The following is a 26,390-nucleotide window of genomic DNA, read 5'->3' as shown; positions in this document are numbered from 1 at the left end:
AGGAAAATAGGAGGAGATGATAGCTATATTAAGATTGTACCGTTTTTTTAGCACTTTCCGTATGAAGGATGCTGTATAACAGCATGATCCCAGAAATTAAGAAAATAAAACTAGTGATATAAAATACGGTAGAGATTCCATAGAAACCTGCAATTATTCCCCCCATTGCAGGACCAATAACATTTCCCAAAAAGCGGAAGCTAACATTATATCCAAGTACTTCACCTTGCATGGCAAGTGGAGCAACATAACGGATATATGCTGTCATACAAGGAATAAGTCCACCGACCACCATTCCAAATAAGAAGCGGAACAACACAAGCTGCCAAAGTGAAGTGGCAAGTGCTTGCGGGATAAATAGTAAGGAACTTGCCAACATGAGGATGACTATCACTTTCTCGTGACCAATGTTATCCCCAAGTTTTCCCCAGTTTCGTGAAGCAAGTAAATTCCCAAACCCAGTGGCAGAAAAAGCAAAACCAGCAAGAAGAGCAATGTTAGAAGCGCCACTTGTTAAATCGGTTACATAAAGAGCAAGAAGAGGTTGAATGCTGAAGTTCCCCGCTTGAATGAGAGTTGATAAAATCATTATTTTTAATAACAATGGTTTTTTCATAATGGTCTGAAGTACTTCTTTACGTGTATATTGCTTTTCCTTCTTTGTTAAGATTTTTTCTTTATTTTCTTTAATTCCGAATGCTACTAGAATAACTGCACCATAAATCAATGCTGCTGTTAAGAAAAATGTGTAAGCAAAACCGAAAGAATCTGCAAGCATGCCACCTATTAATGGACCGAGAAGTCCTCCTGATACTGTGCCAGTTTGCAAAGTTCCTAGTGTTTTCCCCGCAATTTCCTTAGGTGTCTGAGAAGAAATTAAAGCCATGGAAGTGGGAATAAAGCCTGTTGCAAGGCCCATGAGTAACCGCAAAATAAAGAGCTCATGAACAGAACCGACCACACTCATTAATAAAATACTTGTGGCGATTCCTGATCCTGTTAATAACAGAATCAGTTTATAGCCGTATTTATCCCCAATTCGCCCCCAAATCGGTGAAACGAAGAACGCAGTAAGAAAGGTAATTCCAAAAATAAAACCAGACCAGCGCTGTACATAGGAATCGGAGTAATTCCCAAACGTTTCAATGAATAAAGATAAGAAAGGGAGAATCATGGTAGCACTAGCAGCAACGAAAAAGTTCGCAATCCACATGATGAACAAATTTCGTCCTGATGTTGAAATGATAGTCACCTTCTTTGAAAATTTCGGATTATAAATATTTCGTATAACTAAATAATAGCGCATTTGAAATAAAAATCAACAAACTTACATGTATTTTCCTGGAAGGTACTAAAACTAATGGATTGACATGCAAAAATATTATTCTATCATGATATAATATGGTAATATTCTGAAAAATCAGGAAGGAGGCTGACATTTGAAAATATCACCGTTGCATTTTTTTATAGATTTTGAGTTTACGATGTCTGAAAACCGCAGTACCCCAAAGAACTTTTTCCCGGAAATTATTGAAGCGGGAATAGTTATTGTTGAAAAAGACAAAATCATTAATCAATTTTCCACCTACATCCGCCCTAAAGCATTTCCTACCCTTACAAATAGATGTAAATCATTTTTGAATATTTCTCAAAAGAAGGTACAGGACGGTGCAAGTTTCAAAGAACTGATCCATATTTTTAATACTTATAATGTACAAGAACGTGGAATTGTAGTTACTTGGGGAAATATGGACATGAAAGTTCTTAAGCATAATTGTGAATATCAAGGGATTGCATTTCCTACCCCATATAAACATGTAGACCTTTCTTTAGAGTATAAGAAGTTTTTTGGGGATCAAAATCAAACAGGACTATGGAAAGCTGTTCAGGAATATGGAAAAGAAGGTACCGGAAAACATCACCGCGCATTGGATGACGCGCTGACGACATATAATATTTTTCGGTTAGTGGAAAAGGATAAACGATATCTTGCCAAACCAATGCCTACCACGATCGGTGAAAGAATCGATTTAACTAAAATTTTGAACAAGTATGCATTATAAAAAGCCAAATCCCTTTGTTTGGAGATTTGGCTTTTTGTTTATAGTTTATAGTCATTTTTGAGAACGGAAAAATTCGCTAGACTTTTTTTAGCCCATTCGCTATCTTCCTTTTCTAAAGAGTGAACAGCAGCGTCCACCGCATCTTTCAACGAATCTTTATATTCGGGGATATTTTCTTCATATTGTTTGACCATATTTTTAGGGATGTTTGTCTGTTCGTGATAGGCAAGTGCTCGTCTTTCATGAAATAACGGAACCTCGACACCTTTGGGAGTATGAAGATCCCCTTGCAGAGGGTGCTTCAATACTGCTTTAACCTTAACAAGAAAATGCATAGGACGGATGTCTGTCACTTCGCCGATATATTTTCCAGTCTTATATATTCCACTTACTATTGATCCAACTTTTATTTCCTGCATCATTAGTCCCCTTTCCAAGTAAAGAAGATGATTTTTCTCTGATAATTTAGTATTATCTTTTGTAAAGAAGGTTTTCTGAAAAAAACAATGGAGTGTGAAACTTTTGAAAAAACTGATCATTTTATTTTTAGCACTAGTATTTATTGTAGCAGGTTGTGGGTCAAGTACAAATAATGAAAATGCAAATAGTCAGGAGAATGGTGAAAATGGGTCAACTACAGGAAGTTCAGAAGAGATTGGAGAATTTCAGCAATTCACTAATACAAGTGAAACCATCAGAACGGTAGAAATAGAAACAACAAAAGGGAAAATGGTTGTAAACCTTTATCCTGATGCAGCGCCTAAGGCAGTAGAAAATTTTATCACACATGCTGAGAATGGATATTATGACGGACTCATTTTCCACCGTGTAATCGAGGATTTCATGATTCAGGGTGGGGACCCTGAGGGGACTGGAAGAGGAGGAGAAAGCATTTGGGGAGAAGCCTTTGAAGATGAATTTGACCGTAACATGCTTCACTTTAAAGGAGCGCTTTCCATGGCAAACTCCGGAGCAAACACAAATGGAAGTCAGTTTTTTATTGTTCATGCTAATGAAGTTCCAGAAGCAACCATTGAGTCGATGATTCAAGCTGAATATCCAAATGAAGTGATTGAATTATATGAAGAGCATGGCGGAACGCCGCATTTGGACTTCAGACACACTGTTTTCGGACAAGTTGTGGAAGGGATGGATGTAGTGGATTCCATAGCAACAACGGAAACAGGAGAAGGGGATAAGCCTGTTGAGGATGTTGTGATTGAAAAGATAACAGTAGTGAAGTAAAGAAGGTATGGCATTAGTCGTAAGAGACAAACTTTGATATAATGGACAAGGTCATTATATGTGAAAGGTCGTGTTCATAACGATGCTTACATCTTGGTTAATTCAGTTGTTCTTATATTTTCCAGAAGATAAATCGGAATATATACCGGCTGGAATCACTTTCGTCATCTTTCTGATCGCAGCAATTTTCGTCTTTCGATTTATTATTAACGTTTCTAAAAAAGAAAGTCAGAAGGCAAAAGAGCTAGAGAATCGTTTAAAGAGAGAGAAGATAATTAAAGAGTAATATTCTATTGTGATATGCTCACCTGTGCTAAGCAGGTGAGTTTATTTTGTTTTCTCATATTCCTCCAACTTTTAGGAAAAACTTAAGAAAAACGACTAATTGGAGGATAATTAATATATGCTTACTATCAGAACTTTCACTGCCATAGGTTTCGTGGTATGTATAGTCCTTACTGGCTGTATGGAAAAAGATATAACAACATTGGATGTTGAGCTATATAATGCAGACGGTGATAGTCTTGGTGTCGCAAAAGTATCAGAAGATTCTGGAGGAGTTAAGATAGAGTTGAATCTAGAAGGGCTTCCACCTGGAGAACATGGAGTCCACATTCATGAAACAGGATTGTGTGATCCTCCTGATTTCAAAACTGCTGGAAATCATTTTAATCCCGATGACAAAGAGCATGGTTTAATGCATCCAGAAGGTGCCCATGTCGGGGATCTGCCAAATATTATTGTAAAAGATGACGGCACAGTGATAGCGGAATTAATAGCCCCTGAGGCTACTTTAAAAGATGGAAAGACATCATTATTTGGCAAAGATGGGACAGCTATAATCATAACGGAAACTCCTGATGATGGAATGACACAGCCAACAGGTGATTCTGGGGAAAGAATTGCTTGTGGCCTTATAACAAAAGAAGTTGCAGAAAAAGGAAAAGTTGTGGAAGAACCTGTAGATGAATCAGAGGAAGAATAATCCATTAACATATAGTAAAGAATGCTAGAAAAGTGTCAATCACTTATTCAGATGTTGACGAAAGTCTGACTATACAAATACAGCCCATTTCAATAAGAAAGGGTTGTATTTTTTTGTCTTATTATAGAAATATTCGTAATGGTATTGACATTGTTCATATTTTTAAGATAATTTAAAATTTAAAGATAAAGAGGGGGTTGCATCTTTGGAGATACTTTTAATTAGACATGGCCAATCAGAGGCTGACCTTTTAAATGTGCATGAAGGTAGAGCAGATTTTCCACTAACTGAACTGGGAAAAGAACAAGCAAAGAAGCTAGCTTGTTATTTAAATAATCATAGTCCACCTGATATTATATGGGCTAGCCCGTTAAAGAGAGCGTCCGAAACTGCAACCATTTTAGCAGAAGAGATAGGATGTATGTTAATAAAAGAACCCAGTTTAATGGAATACAACAATGGTGTTTTAGCTGGGTTACAGAAGGAGGTTGCTGCAAGCACATATCCACTTCCCCTTGGTGGCAGGAAGCCTCACGAGAGAATCCAGAACGGTGAATCCGAAATTGAATTCAGAATGCGGGCGGAGTTGGCATTATCAAAAGTTTTATCAGAAAGCTCTGCCGTAGTCAGGATTGCAATAGTTTCTCACGGGGGAATGATATCCAATCTTTTAAAAGCACTTTTACAACTCCCAGTTCTAACAGACATTACATTTTCTACAGGAGATACGGGAATTCATAAATTAGATAAAAGCGAAACAGAAGTAAAAATAAGATATCTTAATAGTAAAGAGCACTTATACAAATAATCATATAGAGGGCTGTTAAAAAATCGTGCTTATTGACTTTTAACAGCCTTTTTTCAAGTATCAATAAGAATATCCAAAACTCATAGAATTAGATATTTTCCCTATCGAGTTCTTCAGGCATTTCGTACAAACAACTACCTATTCGAAAGCAGCTTTTAATCTTTTGAGTCCCTCTTCCAATACTCCTTTTGAGCATGCTACATTCATACGGACAAAGCCTTCTCCTCCTGGACCAAACTTATTACCGGGTTCAAGCGCTAATTTCCCTTTTTGTAAAAGAAGTCGTTTTAATTCTGAGTCAGAAAGCCCTAGTTTTCTGCAATCAATCCATAAGAGATAGGTACCTTCAGGCTTATGTGCAAAAACTTTTGGAATATTTTTTTGGATAAAATCGATTGCGGTATCCATGTTGTTTTCTAGATAATCCAATACTTCATCAAGCCAGCTTTCCCCATGAATATAAGCCGATTCCATGGCAGTAATCCCAAATAGGTTTAGGGTGAAATGGCCTTGTCTTTTCATAAAAAGTTCTAATTCAGCTTTCATACTTTGGCTGGAAGTAATCATTACAGAAGCTTGTAGGCCAGCTAAATTAAATGTCTTTGTTGGGGCGATGCACGTTATGGTCAAGTCAGCAATCTCTTGAGAAATAGAAGCAAAAGGGGTATAAGCATGTTCTTTAAATATAAGGTCACCATGAATTTCATCGGCCACGACAATAATTTGATGTTTGACACAAATCTCCGCAAGTTTCTCTAAAACAGACTTTTTCCATACATTTCCGCCTGGATTGTGTGGATTGCAAAGTAGTAACATTCTTACATTACTATCTAATTGAGACTCTAATAGTTTAAAATCCATTTCAAATTGACCATTATTCTCAAAAAGTGGGATTGTTACAAGTGTTCTATCATTATCTGTAACCATGCCATAAAATGGGTAATACACCGGAGAAAATAATGCTATTTTGTCACCAGGGTTTGAAAAAACTTGAATGCTTGCACTGATAGCTGGAACTACACCGGAGATATAAGTGAACCACTCAGCATTAATTTTCCATTTATGTCTCTTTTGATACCATGTAATGATGGATTGGCTAACGGAAGTGGGAATGGAAGTATACCCAAAGATTCCATGTTCAGCCTTTTCTTTAATAGCTTTCACAACTTCTGGTGGTGCCTGGAAGTCCATGTCAGCCACCCACATGGGCAGAACATCTTCCGTTCCAAATATTCTCTTTCTCTCATCCCATTTCACACTGGATGTATTTTGTCTTTCAACATATAAATCAAAATTATGTTTCTGCAAAACCGTTCACTCCTTTATGATTGATATCATATCTAAACAATTAAGCTAAAACCATGTATAATTAGATGATAAAATACTCCTAAGTTAGGTGATATAGTATGGAAAAACCGAGTATTAATGTACGATTGATGGAAAACCTCTTACAATGGGACCCTCTAGGATATGGAACAGATGCATATGATACAGAATGTGTTGATGTGGTCCAGGCAGTACATGAACTGGATAATCCAATTAGTCTTGCTAATAAAATTCAACAAATATATGAATTTTCCTTTGAGGAATATATCCCACTGCCTACATGCAAAATGAAAGCATTGGAATTACTAGCTATAAAAAATGAAGATACATCGTGTTCTATATAAAAAAGAGAAAAGCTATGGTTGCTTTTCTCTTAGATTTGAAAACAATAGTTGGAATTAATTGTAGAGATTTTATTGAAAATTGCTGTAACCTGAAAAAATTACTGCCTAGGATGTAGTTTGTAAAAATTCCATAATATTGTCGTACACATGCTGGGGTTTTTCCTCTGGTAATAGGTGACCGGTATTTTTATATGTAATCAATTGTGAATTTGGAAGATCACGATGGAGGCGTCTGCCGATTTCAATTGGAACCACTTTGTCTTCTTCCCCCCAGATTAATAAGCTTGGTGTATTTATATTGCGTAATATTTCAGATGCTAAATCTCCTTCTCGATCTCTAATCATTCTTGTTAATGCATGAAATATTCGATCATCATAAAAAGGCTCTGTGTAACCGGCAATCATTTCATCATCTATGAGTGAATGATCATGAACTACGTTTAATAGGTTTTGAATGGCTCCTTTTTTTGCTAGCCAATATTTTAAATATAAATAAAAGTACGGAATCCTAGAAGAATAAACTAGGGCTCTTTTTAGTTTCTTTAAATAGCCAGAGCTACATAAAAGCACTACCTTTTCAACTAATTCTGGTTTTTGCCTGCTAATATTTAGACAGATTTGTCCTCCCATAGAATGTCCAATTAGTACTGTTTTTTCTATCCCGAGCTCACTCAACAATTCCATGACAACTTTCGCAAGATTTTCATATGAATACACAAATTTTTTGGATTTTTCGCTTTTCCCAAACGGTGGGAGGTCAATAGCCAAAACGGTATATTCTTTTGTTAGAAGAGGAATTAACCTTCTGAAACTGAAAGAAGAGGAAAGAAACCCATGTATAAGTACTAAAGTGGGCTTGCTTGCGATGGTAGAATCAGCATCATGATGAAATTCATAAAAAATATTAATCCCTGATATATTCATTGTAAAATGATTGGACTTCATCTCAAAATTCCTCCAAAAATTAGTTATTGGTATTTTATCCTCTTTACTGCTTTTCAAACATGTGTAATTTTGTTAAGGTGTTCTTTAATTAATCTCATACACTTTGAGTAGATTTTTGCTATAATGAGTCAATGTTTGTTTAGAAGGAGTGAATGAAAGGCATATGCAATTAACAGAAAAAGAGTTAGATTTATTACAAATTATAGAAGAGAACGGAAAGATGGAAATTGGAGTCCTTTCTAAAATGGTTGAGCTTTCAGTCGAAGAAACATCTCGAATTATTCAGCAACTGGAAGAGCAACGAATTATAGTAGAATATGGTGCAGTTATCGATTGGAGAAAGGTAGATAACTTTGAAGGTGTTACAGCAATGATTGATGTGAAGGTGACTCCAAAACGAGAAGTTGGATTTGATGAGATCGCTAAGAATATTTATTTGTTCCCGGAAGTGAAATCGGTCTACTTAATGTCAGGTGCTTATGATCTCTCTGTTGTGGTGGAAGGTAGATCTCTGTCCCAGGTTGCTAATTTTGTATCGGAAAAGCTCTCAACGCTAGATTCAGTAATTTCTACTACCACACACTTTATTATGAAAAAATACAAGCATGACGGAACTATTTTTGATCAGGGAGAAGATGATCATCGTATTGTGGTGTCACCATGAAAAACAGAATAGCAAGTCATGTACAGCAGCTTCAACCATCTGGTATTCGACGTTTTTTTGATTTGGCAGCAAATATGGAAGGGGTCATTTCATTAGGGGTTGGGGAACCGGACTTTATTACCTCTTGGAATATTAGAGAGGCTTGCATTGCTTCCTTACATAATGGGCATACATCCTATACAGCAAATGCAGGATTAATAGAATTACGTACAGAGATTAGCAAATATTTAATGCACCAGTTTAATGTCGATTATCGTCCAACGAGTGATATTATCGTAACTGTCGGGGCTAGCCAAGCACTTGATTTGGCCATAAGAGCGATTGTGGATCCTGATGATGAAGTAATTGTGATCGAACCAAGCTTTGTATCATACGCACCATTAATTGAGCTTGCTGGAGGAAAAGCTGTTAAGGTCGGAGCAAATCCTGATAAAGGATTTAGTATAAACTTTGAAAAATTAACTGCTTCGATTACATCTCGAACGAAAGCGATCCTTCTCTGTTTTCCTAATAATCCAACTGGAACGATGCTGACTAAAGAAGAACTGATTCAAATTAGCAGAATAGTGGAAATGCACGATTTGTTAGTTTTATCAGATGAAATATATGCAGAACTCTCTTTTGATGATGCTTTTACGAGTTTTGCGACGCTTCCTGGCATGAAAGATCGAACCATCCTTATTTCAGGGTTCTCGAAAGGCTTTGCAATGACAGGTTGGAGATTGGGATTTGTTGCTGGACCTTCTGATATTGTGGAAGCGATGCTGAAAATTCATCAATATGCCATGATGTGTGCTTCGACAATGGCTCAGTATGGAGCAATTGAGGCTCTCAAAAATGGAAGAAAAGATATCGAAGAAATGAAAAAAAGTTATAAAAGAAGAAGGAATTATTTTGTGGCTTCACTAAATGAAATCGGAATGCCTTGCCATCAACCGGGAGGAGCATTCTACGCATTTCCTTCCATAAAACAAACAGGTCTTAGCTCACAGGAATTCGCTGAAAAGCTTTTGATTGAAGAAAAAGTGGCAGTTGTTCCTGGCGATGTCTTTGGTAAAAGTGGTGAAGGATATGTCAGATGCTCCTATGCCTCTTCATTAGAGCAACTCCAAGAAGCTGTGAAGCGAATGGAGAGATTTGTTAAGAATTATCGATAATTAGTAAAACGAAAGCTTCTTGATCAGCCCTGAAGAGCAAAAAACGTGTCGGAATACGAGCTATTTTAACCACCAATAAAAAAGGGACCAAATCCATCGGAGGATTTGGTCCTTAACAAAAGGGGGAATACTAGAAAGCCTTGATGGTATAAGTATTCCCCATTTTTTTTTTGATAAACCTCAATTTAGAAAATTCTTTTATTTTTTTTGTATCCTCCTATTATTAAGTATCTTTGATATAGTAGTGGAATTGTGGTATAATTTTTTATTGCGTTCAATGTGTATAAAAATAACTTTAATTAGGAGTGTTTTCATGTCTGATAAATTTGAAATTGGAAGTGTATTAGCTGGGAAAGTAACGGGTATCCAACCTTATGGAGCATTTGTAGCTCTTGACGAGGAAACTCAAGGTCTTGTTCATATTTCTGAAATTACTCATGGGTATGTTAAGGATGTAAACGAACATTTAAAAATGGGCGATGAAGTGCAAGTAAAGGTTCTTTCTGTTGATGAGAACTCCGGGAAAATTAGCTTATCTATCAAAGCAACTCAAGAAGCACCTGCAGAGGCTCCAGTAGCTGCTAAAAAACCTAAGAAGCGCCAAGCTACAGTTGTTAAACAACAACAACAAACGGAATCTCCACAAGGTTTCAACACATTAAAAGACAAATTGGAAGAGTGGATTGAACAATCCAATCGTGAAGATTTAATTAAAAAGTAATAAAATTTAGAAGGCATCCTTAGAGATGTCTTTTTTTATTTATTCTGTAGATAAAATCAGGCTAAAATCTGAACTTCTGTAGGGAAACTGTGAGAACCTAAGACCATTACGGGTTTCTTGTATATAAAAAAACTCTTCTACATCGTGAAGAGTTTTTTTAAAATCACTGCAGTTTTCGTTTTTACCATTACATGGACACAGTAATTACCACCTGATTGCATCTTACAAACTTGTTTATGTAAATTGGTTCTTTCATAGTAAAACCGCTTCTCCATGGAAGAAGCGGTTCGCGGAGTATTATCTGGTTGTTCTTGGTTCAACTTCTCTTTCATGCTGCTCACTTGGTACGAATAGTAGACCAAGATTAATTAATCCAGCAATCCCAACTAAACCATAGATAATACGTGATAGAGCAGCACTCTGGCCACCGAATATTGCTGCTACAAGGTCAAATTGGAAAAAGCCGATAAGTCCCCAGTTAATTGCTCCAATAATAGTCAATACTAAAGCGATACGTTGAATGGTACTCATGTCATACCCTCCTTGAGAATATAAGTGTTTCCTTCATATAATTTGTAACAAATCGAATATTATACATGGTGAATATCAAAATTAATTATGGAAAAGCTAAATCTTTGCATGGAAACAAGAAATAATCCATAATCAATGCAAAAGGGAGGGAAACATATGGAAAACTTTACATTTTATAATCCAACTAAATTAGTCTTTGGAAAAGGGCAATTGAATACTTTGCCTGAGGAGCTAGAATCATACGGGAAAAATGTTCTTCTGGTTTATGGAGGAGGAAGCATTAAGCGAAACGGGCTATATAACGAAGTGATGGATCAATTACATAAAGCTGGTGTAACAGTGACCGAACTTTCTGGGGTTGAACCAAACCCAAGACTTTCTACAGTTCAAAAAGGCGTAGAGCTATGTAGAGAGCATTCAATTGACTTTCTACTTGCAGTTGGTGGAGGAAGTGTAATCGATTGTACGAAAGCGATTGCTGCAGGGGCAAAGTATGAGGGAGATGTTTGGGATATTGTCCTAAGAAAACATATTGCTACAGAAGCATTACCATTCGGAACGGTGTTAACATTAGCTGCAACTGGTTCTGAAATGAATTCTGGTTCGGTTATTACGAATTGGGAGACCAATGAGAAATATGGCTGGGGTAGTCCTGTGACTTTTCCTAAATTCTCTATTTTAGATCCTGTTAATACATTTTCCGTTCCTAAAGACCATACAGTTTATGGGATTGTAGATATGATGTCACATGTATTGGAACAGTATTTCCATAACTCCACTAATACACCATTACAAGATCGCATGTGCGAAGGGGTATTGACAACTGTGATGGAAACAGCACCAAAGCTTCTTGAAGATATGGAAAGCTATGAGCACCGAGAAACAATTCTTTTTAATGGAACCATTGCTTTAAATGGAATGTTACAGATGGGATATCGAGGAGATTGGGCAACTCATGGGATTGAGCATGCAGTATCTGCGATCTATGACATCCCACATGCAGGTGGATTAGCAATCCTATTCCCTAACTGGATGGAGCATGTGCTTGACACTAATGTAGATCGTTTCAAACAATTGGCTGTACGAGTTTTTGGTGTAAATGAAAAAAGTGGATCTGATAATGAAATTGCACTTGAAGGAATTAGAAGACTACGCGAGTTCTGGTCAAGTCTTGGAGCACCAAGTCGTTTAGCTGACTATGATATTGACGATAAGAACATTGAAAAAATGGCGGAACATGTTATGTCTCGTGGTGCGGTAGGTAACTTTAAGTCCCTTGCATACGATGATGCGGTAGCCATTTTACGTGCTTCTCTTTAATAAGAGGATGTTTTCGAAAATAAAACGGTTTTTCTCTAGGAATCGCTACTTGTAATTTTGCTGAATATCGGAATGACCAATTTCCCTTGAATGGAATGTACCCTATCTTCTTCGTTTTTTTAGCGAATGTATGTAGTAGTTCTCTCTTCAAGGGTTTTTTGACTTTGTTTATTGTTTGCCGACGGATTTGGTGATTTAATTCCCCGTACACCATCGAACATGTAATAACTCAGTACCAATTAACCACATCACTGTCTTTCTAATAAAAAATAGCACCAACCATTGTCTTGGTTGGTACTTCTAACTAGTTTGTTTTATTTTCCTTTTGATGCATTTCTTTCAAGTCATCATGGACACTTTTTTCCCATAATGGAATACCTGCATGGTAAGCGGAACGCCCCATCATTAATCCTGCAACTGGTGCAGTCATGAAAACGAAAAGAATGGTCAAGAGGATTTTACCAACATTCTCTCCATGTTCTAATAGAAAAAAGAGATATGTACCAAGCATTATGGTCATCACGCCTAAGGTCACACTCTTGGAAGCAGCATGAATTCGACTATATACATCCTGTAAGCGAATGATTCCAACAGCGGCTATGAGGGTAAAAAAAGCACCAATAAAAACAAGAATGCTTACTATAATCTCAATCGCGGTCAATAATTACACCTCTCTCAATGAATTTTGACATCGCTACTGTCCCGACAAACGCTAAGATACTTATAACAAGAATTACTTCTGTATATGCCAGAGTTTCTTGTAACATCATAATTATCCCGATGAATCCAATTAATGTTATTCCGAATGTATCCAGTGCTACAATACGATCAGATGTCGTAGGCCCAATTATCGTGCGAACGAAGCAGATGAATAAAGCGATAGATATCATAATGAGGGCGACAAATAAAATGGTTTCAAACATTTATCGAGTCACCTCCATAATGGCGCGTTCAAAAGATTCTTGAATATCACGGATCATTTGTTCTTTATTTGAAATATCTAAGGCATGTACATAAATATGCTTTCCGTCTTTAGAAAAATCCATAGATAGAGTACCGGGGGTAAGTGAGATTAACGCTGCTAAAAGCGTTATTTCCCAATCTGTCGTTAATTTTGTAGGTACTGCTACAATACCAGGTTTATTATCAAGTTTAGGCTTTAAAACAACCCGTAACACATCGATATTCGCTTTGATAAGTTCCATAATAAATAAAAATGCTAACTTCATACTTGCCCAAACTCGACGCATATAAAAGTCGGATCTTAAAAATCGACGGAAAAACAATAGGATGAGAATTCCGATAACATAACCAACTAAAAAATTATTGAAACCAACAGGGCTATTTGAAAAAAGCATCCATGCAAATGCAATGACAAGATTAATAAAAATTTGATAAGCCATAGCAACTACTCCTTAAGAACAGAATCGATATAAATGGTTGGGTCTAATAATTGTTCAGCAATTTGAAGTGAATATTGGAAAATTGGTTCTGCTAAAAATCCTAATCCAATCGTTAAAGCAACAAGTGGAATGATGGGAATTAACAGTTTACCAATGTTAATTTGTGCTTGTTCTTCTGTATGCTTTTGATTTCCCCAGAACGCATACATAAAGATTTTCATCATGGAGAACAACGTTAGTAACCCTACAATTAATGCAACTCCTGCTATTATGTAGTTCTCTTGTAAGAATGCAGCTAAGATTAAGGCAAATTTACTGAAGAACCCACTTAAAGGTGGAATCCCTGCTAGAGAAATTGCTGAAATAAAGAAAAGCCACGATAGATATGGATGTGTTTTTAACAAACCGCCCATTTTCTTTAAGTCCGTGGTGCCAGTGATTTTTTCTGTAGCACCAGCGAATAAGAAGAGGGCAGCTTTAACTATAATATGGTGAGCAATATAATAAATCGCACCTGCAATAGCTAATGGCGTAAAAATACCTAATCCCATTACCATGTATCCTACCTGGCTAATAATGTGATAAGACAGAATACGTTTGAAATCAAATTGAGAAACAGCTCCTAATACCCCAAAGAACATCGTGAAACCGGCTAAGATTAAAATAAGGGTATGAGTAAAATTAATGTCATGAATAAAAATTAAAGTGAACGTTCGCATGATAGCATAAATTCCAACTTTTGTTAGTAGAGCTCCAAATAGTGCTGCAATCGCAGCGGGAGGTCCGAAATAAGAACGTGGTAGCCAAAAATATAGCGGGAATAAACCACCTTTCATTGCAAATACAACTAGAAAGATAACCGCAGTGACATTCAGTACACCGACTTGTTCTAATTCTCTTACCTTAACTGCTAAATCCGCCATATTTAGCGTACCTGTTACAGAATAGATATATGCTACACCAACTAAGAACAAAATCGATGCAAATACATTTATTACGACATATTTAAATGACTCTCGTAATTGATACTTTGTTCCACCATGAACGATTAAAATATAAGAAGAAATTAACATTACTTCAAAGAATACGAATAGGTTGAAGAGGTCACCTGTTAAAAAGGCACCATTTACACCTACTAATAAGAAAAAATAAAATGGGTAAAAATATGCTTTTTCCCGCTCAAGTGAAAATGTTTGGAAAGCAAAGAATAAACAAACTAAACCAACGATACTTGATAATATGACCATCATCGTCGCGAACATATCTGCCACCAATACAATACCAAATGGTGCTGTCCAGTTTCCAAGCTCTAGTACGATGATTCCATTTTGATAAACAATTATTGCAAGATAGATTGAAATGGCTAACATACTTATCGAAGCTAGGGCACTTATAAAACGTTGGATATGGGTTTTTTTTGCAAATATTATTAAAATAGCTCCAATTAAAAATGGAATTATTATCGGTAAAATAATCAAATTATTCATCGGCAGAACCCCTTAATTGCTCTAAATCATCTGTCTTATGTTCCTTATATGTACGATAAGCCAACACAAGCAAGAATGAAGTGACCCCAAAACTAATGACAATAGCAGTTAAAATTAATGCTTGAGGCAATGGGTCCGTATAGGAATCTGCTTCAAGACTTAATAATGGAGAAGCTCCTCTTTGTAATCCTGCCATGGTCAACAATAGCAAATGTGCCCCATGTGAAAGTAGTATCAAAGAAACTATTACTTTTAATAAGCTTTTTGATAGAAGTAAATAGGTACCTACCATAAAGAAGACACCGACTGTGATGGACATTAATATTTCCATTACGCATCATCCTCCGCAATAACTAATATAATGGTGAGTGCGATGCTGACAACAACGAAATAAATACCCAGATCGAATAGAACGGCTGTTGATAACTCCGTTTTTCCAAGAATAGGTAGTTGGAAATAGTCAAAGTACTGAGTTAGATATGCTTCACCATTCAATACACCAATTAATCCTGTAACAATGGTAATAATTAAACCAATCCCAATAAATGCTTCAAAATTGATACTTACCATTTTTCTTATGCTTTTTACATCAAACACTAGATACATTAGTATTAATGCGCTAGCTGTCATTAATCCACCGATAAAGCCTCCACCAGGACTATTATGACCCGCTAAAAAAAGGTATACAGAGAAGATTAGGATAATAAAGACAACAACACGTGTTTTGGTTTGAAGCAATACATCATTTGTTTTCATATTTCTCACACATCTTCCCTCCCTGTCATACGTAATTTTATTAAGACAACAATACCTAAAGCAGCAATACCTAATACCAGGGCTTCTAGCATCGTATCAAGACCACGGAAGTCTACTAAAATAACGTTAACCATGTTGTACCCACCGGCAAGGGTTTTAGAATTCTCAATATAATATTGAGAGATAGATTCCATTCCTGCTTTGTTTCCTAAAGCTAAAGAACTCAAGGAAAGGGCTGTAATTAGAATACCAACAGCAGCTGAAATGATTAAATTTATAAAGTTAAATCTAGTTTTAGCTTTTTCTTTTCTCAACTCTGGTAAATGGTAGAAAACAATCATAAATAAACAAACTGTAACGGTTTCAATTAACAATTGTGTTAATGCAAGGTCTGGTGCTCTAAACACAACAAATACAAGAGCTAGTAAGAACCCAATCACACCTACTACAATTACGATAGTCATTCTGTTATGGATAAATGGCACACTTAATGTAGCAAGAGTCAGCATACCGAATATTAACCACATATATGGGTCAATATATGAGACATTTGTTGTATCGATTGCAAATGCATCATAGCTATACATGGTATATGTAAATAGAATAATCATAAAGATAATCATATAAGCAAAATAATCTCGTAGTAGTCCTGTCATTTGGAAACGAGTCACTGCTTTAGAACCTTTAATGACACCATCTAAAGAACTATCATAAAACCAGTTAAGTAAATCCCGTTCACCTAAATAGAATCTCGTTTTTGCCCATTTTTTCATTAGTAGATAGAGTAAGGTTGCTATTGCGACAACACCAATGGTCATCAAAAGCTCCATATTAAAGCCGTGCCACATTGAAATATTAACTTCAAACATATCACCTGGTTCAAGTACCATCGGTAAGATGGAGCGCATTGCAGGTTCAATAAGTGAGTATGAAAGATTATTTGGAAACAATCCAAAAATAATTACTAGGGAAGCTAGAATTATCGGACTGATTAACATTCCAATTGGTGCTTCATGAACTTTTACTTTAAAGTTCTCGGGTTTAAATTTCCCTAAAAATGTTTTGGTGAACATAATTAAGCAATATAAGAATGTAAAGATGCTTGCTATCCAAGCAACAATCGGCAAGATAACACTGAATGTTTGCATATTGAATGTGCCAATTTCTTGAGAACGTAATAAAGCCGTAAAAAACATTTCTTTACTTAAAAAACCGTTAAATGGTGGAAGGCCGGCCATTGAAGCTAGTCCAACTAATGAAACAGTAAACGTTATTGGCATAATCGCCATTAGTCCACCGAGTTTTCGTATGTCCCGAGAACCAGTTTCATGGTCAATAATACCCACTGCCATGAATAAGCTTCCTTTAAATGTTGCATGGTTAATCAAGTGGAAGATTGCCACCATGACTGGCAATGCATAATAAGCTGGATCAGGGCTATCAACGTAATGAACCGCAGCTGATCCAACACCTAATAAACTCATAATTAATCCGAGCTGACTAATAGTAGAAAAAGCTAATATCCCCTTTAAATCTTTTTGTCGTACTGCGGATACAGAGCCCCAAATTAATGTTAATAAACCAAATCCAGTTAATAGCCAAAACCACTCTGCAGCTCCACCAAATACCGGTGTTAATCGAGCAACTAAATATATTCCGGCTTTAACCATTGTTGCCGAGTGCAAGTATGCACTTACAGGAGTTGGAGCTTCCATTGCATCTGGTAACCAGATATGAAATGGGAATTGAGCTGACTTAGTAAAGGCACCAAGTAAAATCAAGATCATTGCGGGTAAAAATAATGAACTAGCTGTTACTAAATCTACGTTAGCAATGATTTCACGGATACTAAATGTTCCAGTCATCACATAAAGAAGAGAGAAACCAGCTAGCATGGAAAAACCACCTAATACAGTGATTAACATTGATTTTAAGGCACCGTAAGTAGATTTTTCCCTAGTGAACCAATAACTAATAAGTAAGGACGAAGCTAAACTCGTTAATTCCCAGAATACATAAAGAACAATCAAATTATCTGAGATAACAACTCCTAGCATGGCTCCCATAAACATGAGCAGATAAACATAGAAGTTATTAAGTTTTTCTGTTTTTTTTGATAAATAAAAAATAGAGTAAAGAACTACAAGAGAGCCGATACCTGATATTAATAAGAGAAAAAGTAAACTTAAACCGTCTATATAGACGGTGAAGTTAATCCCTAACGACGGCACCCAATTTACAGTATGTTCAACGAAATTACCCATTGATGTTATGGAAAGATATTGCAAGAAATAAGCAAATATTACAGAAGGAAGTATTAATACAAACCAACCTGTATGTATTCTTTTAGCATACTTAAAAAGAAAAGGGACTAATATCGCAAGCAAAAAAGGCGAAATAGTTACCCAATGTAAAACAGTCAAACGACATACCTCCTTAGATACTATTGGGAAACCTTATATTCCATATGGATGATTTTTCATTACATGTAAGGCATCAATAAAGTTAAATAGGATTATAACGTAAAATAAACTAGTGTGCATCCTTGCTATACCTGTTTTTTTGCTTCTATGTTAAATAGGTAGAAATAGGAGAAATTGCTCCAAAAAAAAATTTATTTTCCTTGGGAATTTGAAGGTTTTCTATTTGTTAAACCAAAAAAATGGGGATTATGTAAAATTTACAAATATTAAATTGAATCTTTATAGACCGTATTTTAAGAGAAGCTAAATAAAGAAAGCGTTACCAAAATTATTCAAGAGAAAGTTTTTACTAATTGTGAAGAAGAAAATAACGTACAAAAACGATCGTTTATAGTCACAGTTAAATCAAAGAAGATATTCACATTAAATAAAGGAAAAGTGAAGATTATGTAATCGAAAGCACAAATCAACATGGTCTTGAGTAGAATAAAAAATGTATTAGCACTTCTTTCTCAGTAACTAAATGATTAATGATAACTCTAAGTCTGTTATTAGAAAAGACTTAAAGAATAAAAACAACAAAGTTTATGAAAATAGCCTGTTGCAAAAATTCTCCTCAAGAAAAAGCCTGTTTTACTTATTTGTTTCGCCAGAATGTGACAATAAGTGTATTACTTCAAATTATATACTAAATGATTCCCGCATGCATTGTTATCGTTGGTAAGATTGGAAGCTAAATGTCCAGCTATATATAAACAAGAAGCAATTATAACAAAATGTATATATATCAGCATAAAATGTCGAATTTTTAGCCATGCTATACATAGGTGGTGGTAGATATGGTAAAAAGAAAAGCAACAGTGGCACTATCCATATTTTCTACTTTATTTGTAGGTGCATGGTGGTTAAATACAGAGCATAAAAAGGATTATATGGAGCATTATCAACACGAGGATTCCTCCATCTTGCTCATTGAATCTAATCAGCAGACCAGGATTAATGTCGTCCAACCATTTGAGCCGCGAGAATATATACGAATTGTTGCGACAAAAAAAGATAAAGAGGAAATGGATCCAACCCAAATAGGCAATTGAGATAACGGTTATACAGAACTGTATGGCCGTTTTCTTATGGAAACAATATTATTTCTGATTGTATCCGCTTACAAGGGGCTGTCACTCTTGAATTATGAGAACGAATTCTGTAAAGTGAGTGTTGAAATGCAATTATGTTTATTTTGGAGGTTATCAAATGACACATATTCGCTTCGATTATAGTAAAGCATTATCATTCTTTGGCGAACATGAAATTACATATTTACGTGATGCTGTTAAAGTGGCACACCATTCTTTGCATGAAAAAACGGGTGCAGGAAACGATTATCTAGGCTGGGTTGATCTCCCTACTGATTATGATAAAGAAGAATTTTCTCGAATTGTAGAGAGTGCTACAAAAATTAAAAATAATTCTGACATCCTTCTAGTAGTGGGTATTGGAGGTTCATATCTTGGTGCACGCGCTGCAATTGAAATGTTGAACCATTCTTTTTACAATGCTTTATCAAAAGAACAACGTAAAACTCCACAGGTGATTTTTGTAGGAAACAACATTAGCTCTACGTATATGAAAGATGTAATGGATCTTTTGGATGGAAAAGATTTCTCCATTAATGTTATTTCTAAGTCTGGTACAACGACTGAACCAGCTCTTGCATTTAGAATCTTCCGCAAGCTTTTGGAAGAGAAATATGGAAAAGAGGCAGCAAGAGAGCGAATCTATGCGACAACTGATAAAGCTCGTGGTGCATTGAAAACATTAGCAAGTGAAGAGGGCTATGAGTCCTTTATTATTCCGGACGATGTTGGGGGCCGTTATTCTGTTCTTACAGCTGTTGGTCTATTACCAATTGCAGTTTCAGGTGTTGATATCGAAGCTATGATGAAAGGTGCAGCTGAAGCAAGCCGTGACTTTTCTAAATCCGAATTGGAAGAAAACCCTGCGTATCAATATGCTGCAGTTAGAAATGTCCTTTATAACAAAGGTAAAACAATTGAAATGTTAATTAACTATGAGCCAGGACTTCAGTATTTCTCTGAATGGTGGAAGCAATTATTTGGTGAAAGTGAAGGAAAGGACCAAAAAGGGATTTTCCCAGCATCCGCAAACTTCTCTACTGATCTTCACTCACTTGGACAGTACGTTCAAGAAGGGCGTCGTGATTTATTTGAAACCATCATTAAAGTGGAAACTCCACGTCACGAGTTAACTGTTGAAGAAGAGGCAAGCGACTTGGATGGTTTAAATTATTTAGCAGGGGAAACGGTTGACTTCGTTAACACGAAAGCATATGAAGGTACTATGCTTGCTCATACAGATGGAGGAGTGCCAAACCTTGTAGTAAATATTCCATCAATGGACGCTTACACATTTGGTTACTTAGTTTACTTCTTTGAGAAAGCATGTGCGATGAGTGGTTATCTGCTTGGAGTAAATCCTTTCGACCAACCTGGAGTAGAAGCATACAAAGTAAACATGTTTGCACTATTAGGAAAGCCCGGGTTTGAAGAAGTAAAAGCAGCACTTGAAAAGCGCTTAAAGTAAATGTTTCGATTATAAAAAAGGGGCTGGGACAAAAATGTTTTAGCCTAAGACAAAACCGAACTTATTTGTGATTGATCAAATATGTTCGGTTTTTTAGTATAAAAATATGCTTTTATTTTTTAGATTACACTAGCGGTTGATTGGAGGGCAAGACGTAGACTCCTGCGGGAGAAGTGGCCAATGTGAGACCCCGCAGGCGAAGCCGAGGAGGCTTGCGGGTCACCCGCGGAAAGCGAAGTCTTGCACGGAAATCAATAGCGGTATTTATTGTCGGCCATTAAATTGTTCGTCTTTTTGTTTGTGTTCTTTAGTTTTGTCCCAGCCTCTTTTTTTGCATGAAATGCCCCCTATCGGTAAAACTAAGCACATAAAAGGAGGGGTTATTATGATTCCTATTCCTTCTAAAATAGAGGGCGCTGAGTTTCAGCTATATAAACTAGAGCAAGAGCTTAAACCACTTGGGTATACTATTGGTGGAAACTGGGATTATGATCACGGTTTTTTTGACTATAAAATAGATGATGAGGTTGGATACCAGTTTTTAAGGGTTCCTTTTCAATCTATTGACGGTCAATTGGATTCTAAGGGAACTACAGTGGAGCTTGGACGGCCATTTTTGTTATCCCACAAGTATCAGGTCGGTATTGACGATCACGCACATGTTGGGAATGGGAGCGCGTCCATTAACCAATTTTCAGAACCTCAAGACCCAGATGCAACTTTTCCAAAAGAATTTTTAGAACTTGGGCAAACTCTTGTACATGAGCTAGAAGCTGTATTAGGTACAGATTAGTCTCTAATAACTAATAAGCAATCATCTTTCTGGATTAGAGTTAAGAGTGGAGGGTTGACCATTGTGTCTCCTCTTCTTTTAATCCCAATGAGTAACGTCTTTTCTTGCAAAAGGATGTTACTTACTTTTTCAAAGGTTTCACCTATTAAAGAATGATCAACATCAAGGAATTTTAATTTACTTCCTTTTAGCTGGTCAAGCATATTCAGTAGTGTCTCTGACATTCCATTTGACATCATGCTGTTTATCATCACATAGCTTGTAAACATGTTAGTTTGAACGACTTCATCTGCTCCTGCACGCCAAGCATTTTTAACTTGTTGGGAAGTAAGTATTTCCACTATGGTATAGACTTCTGAATTCAGTCCTTTTACTGTCAATAATGTCAGCACAGAGTTCATATCGGCTTGTACCTCATTTTTGCTTTGATCTGCAGATATGACTACAAAGGCAGCCTGCTTTATATTGGCAGCAAGAAGGGTTTGATCATAACTGGGATTCCCTTTAATAAAGTGCACATTCTGATCATGAAGAGGATTTTTTTGTAAAGACTGATCAATCAGTACCATAGATAAGGGTTTACTACTCATTGAATTAATTTGCCTCAATGTCTCTCTAACTCGTTCATTCCAACCAATAACGATGATATGCTCTGAACCACGATAATCCACTTTACCCTCCAAGTAATTATTTTGCGTTGCAATAGCACTTGCAGCCAATGTAACAAAATATGTTGATACAAAACCAGTACCTACAAGAATTAGAATAATTGCAATCGATCTGCCTAATACCGTCACAGGTACAAAGTCGCCATAACCAAGTGTTGCGGTAGTAACAATTGTCCACCAAAATCCATCAAACCAATTTGGAAATTCTTCCGGTTCGATTGTGTGAATAATTGCACCAAATATACTATTTATTATAAAAATTAAAATTAAAATTCGTGCAATTAATGGCCAATGTAAGAACTTGAACAAAAAGGATGTTTGTTCTTTAATTTTATTCATTTTACTGTTCTTTCTCATTTGAAATGAAAGATAGCACTTCTTTCATAATGGCATTAATTTTTTTATTAAAGAGATCTTCCCCATATTTAGTTTTTCCGGCATCTAGTAAGGCTAGAACCTCTTCATCAAACGGGATAATTGGGGTGTCTTCCTCCGAGTCATTATAGTAGTCTATAAATACTTCTAATCCCTCATTCATTTTATCAATGGCTGCACTTAACTTTTCTTTTTCATCCTTACGGAGCTTCATACATTTCACCTCTGCTTACTATTGTTGACAAAAAAGGAGAAAGATTAAACTTATAGAGGATAATTCGAAGTAGTTATGGAAAAATAAACTCGAAAAGTACGGGTCAACATAAAAGGCTGTTTTCTAAAAAGTTGTCTCGATTAATGTTGCACGACAGTATCAATTCTCGTAAATGTTGGAAAGAAGCACAAATGTTTGAGAAAGTAGCCCTATTAAAAGAGCAGGAGTGAAGATGATGGAAGAAAGACGTGTAAGACAAATATTATCCTCCCCGGCAATAACAGAAGTAACCTTCCAAGGAACAAAAGTATGGATTGATGCCGTTAGTGAAGATGGCATAATGGCAACGGTACATCTTCGAGGACCAGGTGAAGAGAGGACAGAAGTAGCAGTTGCAGATTTAGAAGAAGTAGAGTAGGTATAAAGGAGGGGCTGTTTAGAGTTCTAATAGCCTCTTTTTGCTGGGTTCCTATTTTTCCCTTACTAGTCAAAGAGACTTTTAATTAAATGGTCACTTCAGAGCCTGAAATTGATAGTGCTGGATTTTTGGCTCGATGATCATGGTAGTTAGTAGACGCACCAGTTAAAATCTCTATAAGAGGGCGATTTAGAGACTCCTATCTTTGGAGTCTCCAATCTACCACTACTTTAAAGCAAGTGGCTACACGAATTGCTTCAATCAACAGCTAGGTTGAGATGGCATGCGTTTTAATCAAACAATGTCACATAATCGTTAACTTAACCTATGGTCGATTACAAGCTTCGTGTTTGAAATAAATCCTTATAGGTACTGCGCCTTATCTTTATTTGTAATTTTATCGACTACATTTGCAATGGCGCCGTCTCCGGTAACATTACATGCAGTGCCAAAGCTATCTTGAGCAAGATAAAGAGCGATCATCAAGGAAACCATAGTAGCATCAAATTCAAGCATGGTTTGTAAAAGGCCAATTGCTGCCATTACTGCTCCCCCCGGTACACCAGGAGCGGCGATCATCGTAACACCTAATACTATGATAAAAGGAAATACAATGAAAAGTGAGTAATTCATTCCATTAATGAACATGATGGCCATTGCGCATGACACAATGGTAATCGTACTTCCTGAAAGGTGAATATTAGCTAGCAGAGGTACAGTGAAATCTGCAGTCTTTTCCCTCACTCCCATAATTTTTGTACGTTGGAGTGTTACAGGAATCGTTGAAGCGGACGATTGAGTCCCAAGTGCTGTAAAATAGGCAGCCATCATCGCCCTTAACATTTCAAGAGGATTTCTTTTAGAAAGTGCTCCACTTGCTGAGAATTGTAAAAGTAACATTGTAAAGTGTAAAAGGATGATAAGGACAAATACTTTAGCAAAGACACTGATGATGGTTTGTACTTGTCCACCATAAGTCATATTGGCAAATATACCGAGTATATGAAATGGCAGTATTGGAATGATGATTTTTGAGATGACAAGCTCGACGATAGAACGAAATTCAATAAATCCATTTTTCAGCACATCGCCCTTAATTGCTGCCATACCTAGACCTAACATGAATGCAAGGATCAAAGCTGTCATAACGTCAAATGGAGCAGGAATTTCTAATTCGATAAAAGGATGAAGTAGTGCTTCTTCTGGATTTTCCATTGCGCCAGTTAGACTGGCATTTTTTAAAATGACAGGGTAGAGTGTAATTGCAGCTAAATAGGCAAGCATACCAGCAACCAAAGTAGAGAAATAAGCAAGGGATGTTGTCAGTCCAAGTAGTTTCCCAGCCCCTTTTCCTATTTCTCCTATACCAGGTGCGATAAAAGCAATGATAATTAACGGAATGGCAAAGCCTAAAAAGTTACCAAAAATCTCATTGAACGTCACGAAAATCTTAATAAACCACTGTGGTGCAAAACTTCCAACTGTAATGCCTAAAATAATGGCAAGTATGATTCTTGGTAATAGTCCTAGTTTAATCATGTTGTCCTCCCTAAAAAAACAATTGTCTATTTGAACTAATAATGTTCTATCTTACATAATCTGCTTTAAAAAGAAAAGGCACAAGATTATCTAATTAAATAAAAAATTTCCAAAAGTAATCAATTTATTGGTATTAAGTAGAAATATCATTAATAACTTGATTTTTGTTTGTAAATGTTCTATGATTAACCTAATTGTTTTTGTTCGGTAAGGCTGAGAGAAGAAATCTACTTTCATGTTTTTTTCGTCTTGAAAGATTATGCAGAGCAAGAATGGTAATACAATTGTGTGAGTTATTCACACTAGGAGGTAACACATATGTTAGAAGGTAAAGTAAAATGGTTCAACGCTGAAAAAGGATTCGGATTTATCGAAGTTGACGGTCAAGACGACGTATTCGTACACTTCTCTGCTATTCAAGGCGACGGTTTCAAAACTTTAGAAGAAGGTCAAACAGTAACTTTCGAAGTTGAGCAAGGTGCTCGTGGACCTCAAGCTGCAAACGTTCAAAAGTAATTTTGACGTAAAAAGGCTCTCCATTTTGGAGGGTCTTTTTTTGTTTTTTTCTAGTTCGTAAAAATTGCCTTCTGGACTTTGTACTTGTCTATTGCTTAAAAACTTAATGTAGGTAAGGGGGGAATGATTGGCGATTATGAGTTTAAAGTTCTTAAAAGCAAGAAAGATGGAGAAATCCTTCTTTTAATCTTGAGAGTATTTTAACACTCCACGATTTCATCAATTTATACACACCTTTATAGTTTCTCTACTATACTATATGGAATCTATTAGCATTTGCTAGATTATTAAAATGAGGGGGATTCCATATGGAAGTAAATGAATTATTTAATCTATCAAAAAAGACTGCTATCGTTACTGGTGGTGGAAAGGGTCTAGGGGCTCAGATTGCACATGGCCTCGCTGAAGCAGGCGCTAACGTAGTTGTCTGTTCTCGAGACCTCGCCTCTTGTGAGAAGGTAAGTCAAGAGTTGCAATCAAAAGGGGTAAGTTCGAAGGCTTTTCTTTGTGATATTACGAATGAAAAGGAGATTCAGAATGTTATTGATGAAACGATGAAGCATTATGGCAACATTGACATTTTAGTTAATAACAGTGGAACATCCTGGATGGCTCCAACCTTAGATTTACCTGCTGATAAATGGGACAAAGTAATGAATGTTAATTTGAAAGGTTTATTTTTGTTCAGTCAAAAGGTAGCAAGAATCATGATGAAGCAAGGTAGCGGAAAAATTATCAATATTGCTTCAGTGTCAGGAATGGGTGGAACAGATCCAAGGTTGATGGATACGATTGCTTACAATACGAGCAAAGGAGGAGTTATTACATTCACCAAGGATTTAGGTGTTAAGTTAGCACCACATAATATCCAAGTGAATGCGATTGCGCCGGGGATGTTCCCTACGAAGATAACAAAAGGAATTCTAGAACATGCAGCTCCATATGTAAAAGATAAAATACCCGCAAAACGCTTTGGCGGTGAGTATGATTTAAAAGGAGCGGTTGTATTTCTTAGTTCTAAGGCATCGGATTATTGCGTTGGTCACGTTCTAGTCATGGATGGTGGAATGACATCCTTAATATAGCCA

Annotated in this window: 31 protein-coding genes; 16 read left to right on the top strand and 15 right to left on the bottom strand. The window is 36.3% G+C overall.

What is annotated here, in order from left to right; all coding sequences use genetic code 11:
* Positions 1-28 precede the first annotated feature (28 nt).
* On the bottom strand, positions 29-1,306 hold the full coding sequence (locus LRP81_RS08840) for an MFS transporter (protein ID WP_317987051.1): 1,278 nt from the start codon (positions 1,304-1,306) through the stop codon (positions 29-31).
* 133 nt (positions 1,307-1,439) lie between these two features.
* On the opposite strand from LRP81_RS08840, the gene kapD reads away from it, so the two are divergent.
* The gene (gene kapD, locus LRP81_RS08835; protein ID WP_399207370.1) at positions 1,440-2,063 is read left to right on the top strand and encodes a 3'-5' exonuclease KapD; all 624 of its coding nucleotides are present in this window, start codon (positions 1,440-1,442) and stop codon (positions 2,061-2,063) included.
* Between the two features lie 38 nt (positions 2,064-2,101).
* On the opposite strand, the gene LRP81_RS08830 is transcribed toward kapD, so the two are convergent.
* Entirely contained in the window at positions 2,102-2,482 is a 381-nt protein-coding gene (locus tag LRP81_RS08830) for a kinase-associated lipoprotein B (protein WP_230500906.1), read from the bottom strand.
* A gap of 103 nt (positions 2,483-2,585) precedes the next feature.
* Here LRP81_RS08830 and LRP81_RS08825 point away from each other — a divergent pair, with 103 nt between their 5' ends.
* From LRP81_RS08825 to LRP81_RS08810, 4 genes are all read left to right on the top strand, one after another.
* The gene (locus LRP81_RS08825; protein ID WP_317987050.1) at positions 2,586-3,308 is read left to right on the top strand and encodes a peptidylprolyl isomerase; all 723 of its coding nucleotides are present in this window, start codon (positions 2,586-2,588) and stop codon (positions 3,306-3,308) included.
* A gap of 82 nt (positions 3,309-3,390) precedes the next feature.
* Positions 3,391-3,594: a hypothetical protein gene (locus tag LRP81_RS08820; protein WP_230500905.1), complete on the top strand. Its 204-nt coding sequence runs from the start codon at positions 3,391-3,393 to the stop codon at positions 3,592-3,594.
* Positions 3,595-3,711: 117 nt separating this feature from the next.
* Complete coding sequence (locus LRP81_RS08815; RefSeq protein ID WP_230500904.1) at positions 3,712-4,293, top strand: superoxide dismutase family protein; 582 nt, start codon at positions 3,712-3,714, stop codon at positions 4,291-4,293.
* Between the two features lie 205 nt (positions 4,294-4,498).
* Positions 4,499-5,101, top strand: coding sequence for a histidine phosphatase family protein (locus tag LRP81_RS08810; RefSeq protein ID WP_230500903.1), 603 nt, complete (start codon positions 4,499-4,501; stop codon positions 5,099-5,101).
* A gap of 138 nt (positions 5,102-5,239) precedes the next feature.
* On the opposite strand, the gene LRP81_RS08805 is transcribed toward LRP81_RS08810, so the two are convergent.
* Positions 5,240-6,409: a MalY/PatB family protein gene (locus LRP81_RS08805; RefSeq protein WP_230500902.1), complete on the bottom strand. Its 1,170-nt coding sequence runs from the start codon at positions 6,407-6,409 to the stop codon at positions 5,240-5,242.
* Between the two features lie 98 nt (positions 6,410-6,507).
* Here LRP81_RS08805 and LRP81_RS08800 point away from each other — a divergent pair, with 98 nt between their 5' ends.
* Positions 6,508-6,771: a DUF1871 family protein gene (locus tag LRP81_RS08800; RefSeq protein ID WP_230500901.1), complete on the top strand. Its 264-nt coding sequence runs from the start codon at positions 6,508-6,510 to the stop codon at positions 6,769-6,771.
* A 105-nt stretch (positions 6,772-6,876) separates the two neighbouring features.
* Here the strand turns inward: LRP81_RS08800 and LRP81_RS08795 are convergent, their stop codons facing one another.
* Positions 6,877-7,716 (bottom strand): alpha/beta fold hydrolase, encoded by an 840-nt coding sequence (locus LRP81_RS08795; RefSeq protein WP_230500900.1) that lies wholly within the window; start codon positions 7,714-7,716, stop codon positions 6,877-6,879.
* A gap of 163 nt (positions 7,717-7,879) precedes the next feature.
* Between LRP81_RS08795 and LRP81_RS08790 the strand changes: the two genes are divergently transcribed.
* The 3 genes from LRP81_RS08790 (at position 7,880) to yugI (ending at position 10,258) form a co-directional block, all read left to right on the top strand.
* A complete protein-coding gene (locus tag LRP81_RS08790) occupies positions 7,880-8,380 on the top strand; it encodes an Lrp/AsnC family transcriptional regulator (protein WP_230500899.1) in 501 nt (166 codons plus the stop codon).
* Positions 8,377-9,537: an aminotransferase gene (locus LRP81_RS08785; protein WP_230500898.1), complete on the top strand. Its 1,161-nt coding sequence runs from the start codon at positions 8,377-8,379 to the stop codon at positions 9,535-9,537. Before LRP81_RS08790 ends, LRP81_RS08785 begins: the two co-directional genes overlap by 4 nt.
* A gap of 313 nt (positions 9,538-9,850) precedes the next feature.
* The gene (gene yugI / locus LRP81_RS08780) at positions 9,851-10,258 is read left to right on the top strand and encodes a S1 domain-containing post-transcriptional regulator GSP13 (protein WP_230500897.1); all 408 of its coding nucleotides are present in this window, start codon (positions 9,851-9,853) and stop codon (positions 10,256-10,258) included.
* 297 nt (positions 10,259-10,555) lie between these two features.
* Here the strand turns inward: yugI and LRP81_RS08775 are convergent, their stop codons facing one another.
* Entirely contained in the window at positions 10,556-10,789 is a 234-nt protein-coding gene (locus tag LRP81_RS08775; RefSeq protein WP_230500896.1) for a DUF378 domain-containing protein, read from the bottom strand.
* Between the two features lie 156 nt (positions 10,790-10,945).
* Here LRP81_RS08775 and LRP81_RS08770 point away from each other — a divergent pair, with 156 nt between their 5' ends.
* Positions 10,946-12,109, top strand: a complete 1,164-nt coding sequence (locus LRP81_RS08770; RefSeq protein WP_230500895.1) for an iron-containing alcohol dehydrogenase — start codon at positions 10,946-10,948, stop codon at positions 12,107-12,109.
* Between the two features lie 304 nt (positions 12,110-12,413).
* On the opposite strand, the gene mnhG is transcribed toward LRP81_RS08770, so the two are convergent.
* Genes mnhG through LRP81_RS08735 form a run of 7 tightly spaced genes read right to left on the bottom strand, consistent with a single transcriptional unit; the run spans position 12,414 to position 18,178 of the window.
* Positions 12,414-12,770 carry a monovalent cation/H(+) antiporter subunit G gene (gene mnhG / locus LRP81_RS08765; RefSeq protein ID WP_230500894.1) on the bottom strand — a complete coding sequence of 119 codons (357 nt, stop codon included), beginning with the start codon at positions 12,768-12,770 and terminating at the stop codon, positions 12,414-12,416.
* Positions 12,757-13,032, bottom strand: a complete 276-nt coding sequence (locus LRP81_RS08760; protein ID WP_230500893.1) for a Na(+)/H(+) antiporter subunit F1 — start codon at positions 13,030-13,032, stop codon at positions 12,757-12,759. Before LRP81_RS08760 ends, mnhG begins: the two co-directional genes overlap by 14 nt.
* Positions 13,033-13,512, bottom strand: coding sequence for a Na+/H+ antiporter subunit E (locus tag LRP81_RS08755; RefSeq protein WP_230500892.1), 480 nt, complete (start codon positions 13,510-13,512; stop codon positions 13,033-13,035). It abuts the gene before it with no gap.
* 5 nt (positions 13,513-13,517) lie between these two features.
* Entirely contained in the window at positions 13,518-14,999 is a 1,482-nt protein-coding gene (locus tag LRP81_RS08750) for a Na+/H+ antiporter subunit D (protein WP_230500891.1), read from the bottom strand.
* Positions 14,992-15,330 carry a Na(+)/H(+) antiporter subunit C gene (locus tag LRP81_RS08745; RefSeq protein ID WP_230500890.1) on the bottom strand — a complete coding sequence of 113 codons (339 nt, stop codon included), beginning with the start codon at positions 15,328-15,330 and terminating at the stop codon, positions 14,992-14,994. The genes LRP81_RS08750 and LRP81_RS08745 overlap by 8 nt, the downstream gene beginning before the upstream one ends.
* Positions 15,330-15,764, bottom strand: a complete 435-nt coding sequence (locus LRP81_RS08740; protein ID WP_230500889.1) for a Na(+)/H(+) antiporter subunit B — start codon at positions 15,762-15,764, stop codon at positions 15,330-15,332. Before LRP81_RS08740 ends, LRP81_RS08745 begins: the two co-directional genes overlap by 1 nt.
* Positions 15,761-18,178, bottom strand: coding sequence for a Na+/H+ antiporter subunit A (locus LRP81_RS08735; protein WP_230500888.1), 2,418 nt, complete (start codon positions 18,176-18,178; stop codon positions 15,761-15,763). Before LRP81_RS08735 ends, LRP81_RS08740 begins: the two co-directional genes overlap by 4 nt.
* An 839-nt stretch (positions 18,179-19,017) precedes the next feature.
* On the opposite strand from LRP81_RS08735, the gene LRP81_RS08730 reads away from it, so the two are divergent.
* From LRP81_RS08730 to LRP81_RS08720, 3 genes are all read left to right on the top strand, one after another.
* Positions 19,018-19,272: a hypothetical protein gene (locus LRP81_RS08730; RefSeq protein ID WP_230500887.1), complete on the top strand. Its 255-nt coding sequence runs from the start codon at positions 19,018-19,020 to the stop codon at positions 19,270-19,272.
* A gap of 157 nt (positions 19,273-19,429) precedes the next feature.
* Complete coding sequence (locus LRP81_RS08725; protein ID WP_230500886.1) at positions 19,430-20,779, top strand: glucose-6-phosphate isomerase; 1,350 nt, start codon at positions 19,430-19,432, stop codon at positions 20,777-20,779.
* 385 nt (positions 20,780-21,164) lie between these two features.
* Positions 21,165-21,572: a YugN-like family protein gene (locus LRP81_RS08720; protein ID WP_230500885.1), complete on the top strand. Its 408-nt coding sequence runs from the start codon at positions 21,165-21,167 to the stop codon at positions 21,570-21,572.
* Here the strand turns inward: LRP81_RS08720 and LRP81_RS08715 are convergent.
* Complete coding sequence (locus tag LRP81_RS08715) at positions 21,569-22,579, bottom strand: potassium channel family protein (RefSeq protein WP_230500884.1); 1,011 nt, start codon at positions 22,577-22,579, stop codon at positions 21,569-21,571. The two genes, LRP81_RS08720 and LRP81_RS08715, sit on opposite strands and share 4 nt — an antisense overlap.
* A gap of 1 nt (position 22,580) precedes the next feature.
* Positions 22,581-22,829, bottom strand: coding sequence for an atypical membrane-integrating protein (Mistic protein) (locus LRP81_RS08710; protein WP_230500883.1), 249 nt, complete (start codon positions 22,827-22,829; stop codon positions 22,581-22,583).
* Positions 22,830-23,064: 235 nt separating this feature from the next.
* Here LRP81_RS08710 and LRP81_RS08705 point away from each other — a divergent pair, with 235 nt between their 5' ends.
* A complete protein-coding gene (locus tag LRP81_RS08705) occupies positions 23,065-23,247 on the top strand; it encodes an H-type small acid-soluble spore protein (protein WP_230500882.1) in 183 nt (60 codons plus the stop codon).
* A 363-nt stretch (positions 23,248-23,610) separates the two neighbouring features.
* Here LRP81_RS08705 and LRP81_RS08700 read toward each other — a convergent pair whose 3' ends face one another.
* Positions 23,611-24,786: a dicarboxylate/amino acid:cation symporter gene (locus LRP81_RS08700; RefSeq protein WP_230500881.1), complete on the bottom strand. Its 1,176-nt coding sequence runs from the start codon at positions 24,784-24,786 to the stop codon at positions 23,611-23,613.
* 318 nt (positions 24,787-25,104) lie between these two features.
* Between LRP81_RS08700 and LRP81_RS08695 the strand changes: the two genes are divergently transcribed.
* Positions 25,105-25,302: a cold-shock protein gene (locus tag LRP81_RS08695; protein ID WP_152445609.1), complete on the top strand. Its 198-nt coding sequence runs from the start codon at positions 25,105-25,107 to the stop codon at positions 25,300-25,302.
* 308 nt (positions 25,303-25,610) lie between these two features.
* Positions 25,611-26,387, top strand: a complete 777-nt coding sequence (locus tag LRP81_RS08690; protein ID WP_230500880.1) for an SDR family oxidoreductase — start codon at positions 25,611-25,613, stop codon at positions 26,385-26,387.
* Positions 26,388-26,390 lie beyond the last annotated feature (3 nt).

It is taken from the genome of Sutcliffiella rhizosphaerae, assembly GCF_917563925.1.
In the GTDB taxonomy this organism is placed as follows: domain Bacteria; phylum Bacillota; class Bacilli; order Bacillales; family Bacillaceae_I; genus Sutcliffiella_A; species Sutcliffiella_A rhizosphaerae.
The sequence above is the reverse complement of the archived record's forward strand: the minus strand, read 5'-3'. Positions and strand labels throughout refer to the sequence as shown.